This window comes from Peptoniphilus indolicus ATCC 29427 (genome assembly GCF_000227315.1).
GTDB classification, from domain to species: domain Bacteria; phylum Bacillota; class Clostridia; order Tissierellales; family Peptoniphilaceae; genus Peptoniphilus; species Peptoniphilus indolicus.
Map to the genome: position 1 here is coordinate 140,653 of NZ_JH165063.1, position 5,297 is coordinate 145,949.

The 5,297-nt window shown below is 34.6% G+C and carries 6 protein-coding genes and 1 tRNA gene; 6 read left to right on the forward strand and 1 reads right to left on the reverse strand.

Annotated features, from left to right (window positions below; translation table 11 throughout):
* Positions 1–94: 94 nt before the first annotated feature.
* The 6 genes from citD (at position 95) to HMPREF9129_RS12445 (ending at position 4,880) form a co-directional block, all read left to right on the forward strand.
* Positions 95–388, forward strand: a complete 294-nt coding sequence (gene citD / locus HMPREF9129_RS07330) for a citrate lyase acyl carrier protein (RefSeq protein ID WP_004822070.1) — start codon at positions 95–97, stop codon at positions 386–388.
* Positions 385–1,278, forward strand: a complete 894-nt coding sequence (locus HMPREF9129_RS07335; RefSeq protein ID WP_004822071.1) for an aldolase/citrate lyase family protein — start codon at positions 385–387, stop codon at positions 1,276–1,278. The genes citD and HMPREF9129_RS07335 overlap by 4 nt, the downstream gene beginning before the upstream one ends.
* On the forward strand, positions 1,275–2,822 hold the full coding sequence (gene citF, locus HMPREF9129_RS07340) for a citrate lyase subunit alpha (protein WP_004822074.1): 1,548 nt from the start codon (positions 1,275–1,277) through the stop codon (positions 2,820–2,822). The genes HMPREF9129_RS07335 and citF overlap by 4 nt, the downstream gene beginning before the upstream one ends.
* Before the next feature lie 71 nt (positions 2,823–2,893).
* The gene (locus tag HMPREF9129_RS07345) at positions 2,894–3,574 is read left to right on the forward strand and encodes a GntR family transcriptional regulator (protein ID WP_004822075.1); all 681 of its coding nucleotides are present in this window, start codon (positions 2,894–2,896) and stop codon (positions 3,572–3,574) included.
* Positions 3,575–3,592: 18 nt separating this feature from the next.
* Complete coding sequence (locus HMPREF9129_RS12440) at positions 3,593–4,267, forward strand: 2-hydroxycarboxylate transporter family protein (protein WP_004822078.1); 675 nt, start codon at positions 3,593–3,595, stop codon at positions 4,265–4,267.
* A 13-nt stretch (positions 4,268–4,280) separates the two neighbouring features.
* Entirely contained in the window at positions 4,281–4,880 is a 600-nt protein-coding gene (locus HMPREF9129_RS12445) for a 2-hydroxycarboxylate transporter family protein (protein ID WP_004822079.1), read from the forward strand.
* A 215-nt stretch (positions 4,881–5,095) separates the two neighbouring features.
* Here HMPREF9129_RS12445 and HMPREF9129_RS07355 read toward each other — a convergent pair.
* Positions 5,096–5,171, reverse strand: a tRNA-Thr gene (locus HMPREF9129_RS07355).
* Positions 5,172–5,297: the final 126 nt, after the last annotated feature.

Genomic DNA, 5,297 nt, shown 5'->3' on the forward strand with positions numbered 1-5,297 from the left:
AAGGTTTAAATAGTCAAAAGAGGGCATCTATAATTTATAATATGAAAAGTAATTAAAATTGAAGTTTTAGAAAACGATTGTTTTGGAGGGAGTTATGGAATTAAAACATGATGCAGTTGCCGGAACTTTGGAGTCCAGCGATGCATTGGTTAGAGTTGAACCGGCTGAAGATTTACAAGTTGAAATTGAAAGTTCAGTTATGGTTCAATTTGGACGCCAAATTAATGAAACAGTTAGAGAAGTTTTAAAAGATTTAGAAGTTGAAAAGGCAAAAGTAAAAGTTCAAGATAAAGGAGCTTTAGAATGTACTCTAAAGGCAAGAGTTGAAACAGCAGTTTTTAGAGCAGTGGACCAGACTTCAAATTTACCATGGGGGTCAAAACTATGAGAAGAGATATTAGACGTACAATGATGTTTTTAAATGCTCAAAAAGCATCATTGGTAAAAGACCCTTACGTATATGGTGCAGATTGTGTGATTTTAGACTTAGAAGATGCAGTTGCAGAAAGTGAAAAAGATTCTGCGAGAATTCACCTATACAACACTTTAAAGAGTAGAGATTACGGAGACACAGAAGTCTGGGTTAGAATAAATGCCGTAGACTCAGAATATTTCAAAGAAGATGTAAGAGCTTCTGTTGCTGGTGGATGTGATGGTATAAGGATACCAATGACTGAAACAGCAGAAGATGTAATAAAAACAGTAGAAGAAATTACAAAGGCTGAAGAAGAGTTTGGAATAGAAAAGGGCAAGACTATGATTATGGCAGCTCTTGAATCTCCACTTGGCGTTTTAAATGCTTACCAAATCTGTAAAGCAAGTGACAGAATGATGGGTGTTGCACTTAGTGCCGGAGATTTCAGAAGAACTATGCATGCGCAAACTACTAAAACCGGAGAAGAACTTTTCAGTGCAAGGTCTATGATTGTATTGAGCGCAAGAGCAGCTGGAGTTATGTGTTTCGATACTGTTTATACAGACCTTGAAGATGAAGCAGGTCTTATAAAAGAAACTGAACTTATAAGAAACATGGGATTTGATGGAAAGAGTGTCATCAACCCTAGACAAATAGAAACAATACACAATGTATTCAATCCAACACAAAAACAAATAGAAGAAGCTCAAAGAATTGTGCTTGCTGTTGAAGAAAATAAGAAAAAAGGAATAGGTGTAATGATTGTAGATGGCAAGATGGTTGATATAGCCCACGTTGAAGGAGCTGTAAGAAACTTGAAATTAGCCAAAGCTGCAGGATTATATAAGGGGGATCTCGTATGAAAAATAGTTTAGGTAGAGAGATACCTGATGAGTTATTAAAAGATGGAATAGAAGTTTATCAAGGTGCAGAGTATAGAAAAGATTATGTATATACAAAAGCAGCTCCAACTGTAAAAGCTAATATTTCAAGTGGAGAGTCAAAGTTAGTAGACACAATAAAAGAAGCAATTGAAAAAGTCGGTTTAAAAGATGGAATGACAATATCTTTCCACCACCATTTGAGAAATGGAGATTATGTGTGTGCTGAAGTTATGGAAGTAATTCACGAAATGGGAATTAAAGATTTATTCGTATGTGCATCAAGTCTTGGAAAAGCTCATGCAAATATGGTTCCTATGATTGAAGATGGAACAATAACTGGCATTTCTTCAAGTGGTGTTAGAGACGAAATAGGTGAAGCCCTTTCAGCAGGAAAGCTTAAAAATCCGGCGTGGATTAGAAGTCATGGCGGACGTGTTAGAGCAATTGAAACCGGACAAGTAAAAATTGATGTTGCATTTATTGCAGCTTCAAGCTCTGATGTTATAGGAAATGCATCAGGGAAAGGTGGAAAGAATGATTGTGGAGTTTTATCTTATGCAGATGTAGATGCAAAATATGCAGATAAAGTTATAGTAATCACAGATACTATAAAAGAAACTCCAAACTTCCCCGCACCAATTGAGTCAGTTGATGTAGACTATGTTGTAAAAGTAGATGAAATAGGTGACCCCAGTAAAATAGCATCCGGGGCAATAAGAATGACAAATGATGTAAGAGAACTTAAGATGGCTGAATACTGTGCAAAGGTAGTGGCTTCAACTGAATGGTTTAAAGAAGATTTCACATTCCAAACAGGAGCAGGCGGGGCATCTCTTGCAGTAACAAGATTTCTAAAAAAATATATGGATGAAAAGAATATTAAAATGGGCTGGGGTTTAGGCGGTATAACCGAACCAATGGTAAATCTATTAAGAGAAGGATATATTAAAAAACTTATAGATGACCAGGCATTTGACGTTGCATCAGTTAAATCAGCTTATGATGACCCTAAACATTTTGAAATATCTTGTTCACAATATGCTAACCCAATGAACAAGGGAGCTTTTGTAAACTATTTAGACTATGTAATTTTAGGTTGTCTTGAAATAGATACAGACTTCAATGTAAATGTAGTACAAGGTTCTGACGGTAAAATCCAAGGTGCGCCGGGTGGACACCCTGATACAGCTCAAGGAGCGAACTGCACAATAATAGTAGCCCCACTTATCAGAAGTAGACTTGCTACAGTTAGAAGAAGCCTAACTTCAATAACTACACCGGGAGAAACTATTGATGTCTTGGTAACAGATTATGGAGTATGTGTAAACCCTAATAGAAAAGATATATTAGAGCAACTGGAAAAAACAGACTTACCACTAAAGACAATTGATGAGTTAGCTGAAATCGCTGAGTCAATAGTTGGAGTAGCTGACCCAATTGAATTTGAAGACAAAGTTGTGGCTTTGGTTGAATATAGAGATGGAACAATAATAGATGTAATTAAAAAACCTAAATATTTATAAAAATATATGTGTAAAATCATAAAATTATTCTATCAGAATGGGTAAAAATAATCTAGCATAGGAGGGGTTTTATGATTACATTAGCTGAAAATTTATATTTAGATTTGAGAAAGAGAGTAGTTGCTGGAGAGTGGGATGTCGGACAACGTATTAATGAAAAAGAGCTGGCAGAGAGTTTACACGTATCCAGAACTCCTCTTAGAAAAGCATTACAAGAAATTTGTAAAGAAGGTTTATTAGATTATACTAAAAACTTTGGCTATCATATAAAGCTAATTTCTATAGATGATGTAAATGAAATTTATAAGATAAGAACATCACTAGAAAAATTGGCATTTAAAGAAGCATCTAAAAACTTAACTAAGAAAAGTATAGATGATATTAATAAAATTTTAGAATACTCGGAATTTGCAGCCTCAAAAAAAGACAGTGAAAGTTTGATAAAGTATTCAAATGAATACAACGAAGAAATTTATAAGTTGGCTAAGATGCCAAGACTTAGAATTATACAAACAGGGTTACAAAACTATTTATCAAGATTTAGACAGATCTCATTCAGTGGAGATGAGGGAGATAGAAGTAGGCTTGCAGTTGAAGAACATCGCCTAATATTAGAAGCGATGATAGGGAAAGATGAAGCTAAATTAAATGCTATTATAGAACAGCATTTAAACAGGTCTTATGAGTATATAGTTGAAATAGTAAATTATGAAAATAATAAGGCCAAAGAGATGGAAATTGAAGACAATTGATTTGAGAAAGGGGAAAATATGAACAAAAAATATTTCGGTATGAGTATTCCAATGCTATTGGCACTCTCGATAGGGGTTCTTGCAGCAACTTATCTTGGAGTTTTGACAACTGATATAGTTGGCGGAGTTGCACTTATGTTAGTAATAGGGGTAATCCTAAATGAGATAGGAGATAGAATCCCTATTTGGAACACTTATGTAGGTGGTGGACTTGTATTAGCATTCTTAGGTACAGCGGCATTAAAAGACTATAAAGTGATTCCTGAACAATATATAGAGCTTATGGACCAAGTAACATCAGATATGGGAATTCTAAATTTATTTATAATTGTATTGATAACGGGTTCAATATTGGGGCTTAATAGAGAATTAATGCTTAAATCATTTGCAGGTTATATACCAGCTATATTAGGCGGTTTAGCTGGAGCTAGTTTATTAGGTATCTTGGGTGGCATGGTGTTTGGAGTTAGTCCAACAGAAACCCTTATTAAATATGTACTACCAGTTATGGGTGGGGGAAATGGAGCCGGAGCAGTTCCACTTAGCCAAATCTATGAAAGAGTTACAGGAAACTCAGCTGGAGATTATTATTCATTCGCAATAGCAATCTTAACAATAGCTAATATATTCGCAATAATTTCAGGTGGGGTTTTAAATAAAATCGGTAACTCAAAAAAAATCTCTAACTGGTGATAAAACTAACCTTATGAGAAATAGTAGCGAAATAGTTTACACAGAAGATAATTATGAACCTGGAATTAAAGAATATGTAGGAGCAATGTTATTAGGGCTTACATTCTATCAAGTGGGTGTAGTATTCTCTAAGACATTATGGCCAATGGTATCAACGCAAGTGCCAATTCACCAATTTGCTTGGATGATAGTTTTTGTAGCATTAGCTAATGGACTTGGAATTATTCCGGGAGAACTTAGAACGGCGTGTAAGAAAATGCAAACATTCTTTACTAAAAACATGATTTTAATCATCATGGTTGGAGTTGGAGCAGATACATCGCTATTTGAATTAGGAGCAGCAATAACTTTAAGTAATACAGTGATGGCTCTTCTAATAGTTATAGGAGCTATACTAGGTTCGGCTATAATCGGATACTTTGTAGGATTCTATCCAATAGACTCAGCGGTAACAGCAGGTCTTTGCATGGCAAACAGAGGAGGTTCCGGAGATATAGCAGTTCTTGGAGCAGCAGACCGTATGGGGCTTATATCATACGCACAATTGTCATCAAGACTTGGCGGGGGTATGGTATTAGTAATAGGAAGTATAGTCTTTGGATTACTATTATAAAAAATAAAAAAGATATAACAAAGGGTGAGCTTATAGTTGAGTTCACCTTTTAAAATGTTAGAAAATATGTATTTAAGAAAAAATAAGCAGAAAGTAGAAAATTATCTTTAAATGAAAAAGAGCATCTGTATAAGATGCAACTTTATTTTTTATTTATGCTTGTCGTCAGTTTGTACCAATACACGCCGTTTTCCACCGACTACCAAGGGCTTAAATGGAGCTAACGACGGGACTTGAACCCGTGACCTCTACATTACCAATGTAGTGCTCTACCTACTGAGCTACGATAGCAAATTATAAATTAATTATAAATTTGATTGTAAGGACTAATTTAAATTGACAATTTATTTTACACTTAATAAATACTATGTAAATAATATAATTGTTATTTAAAATTATGTCAATAATCTTTAATAT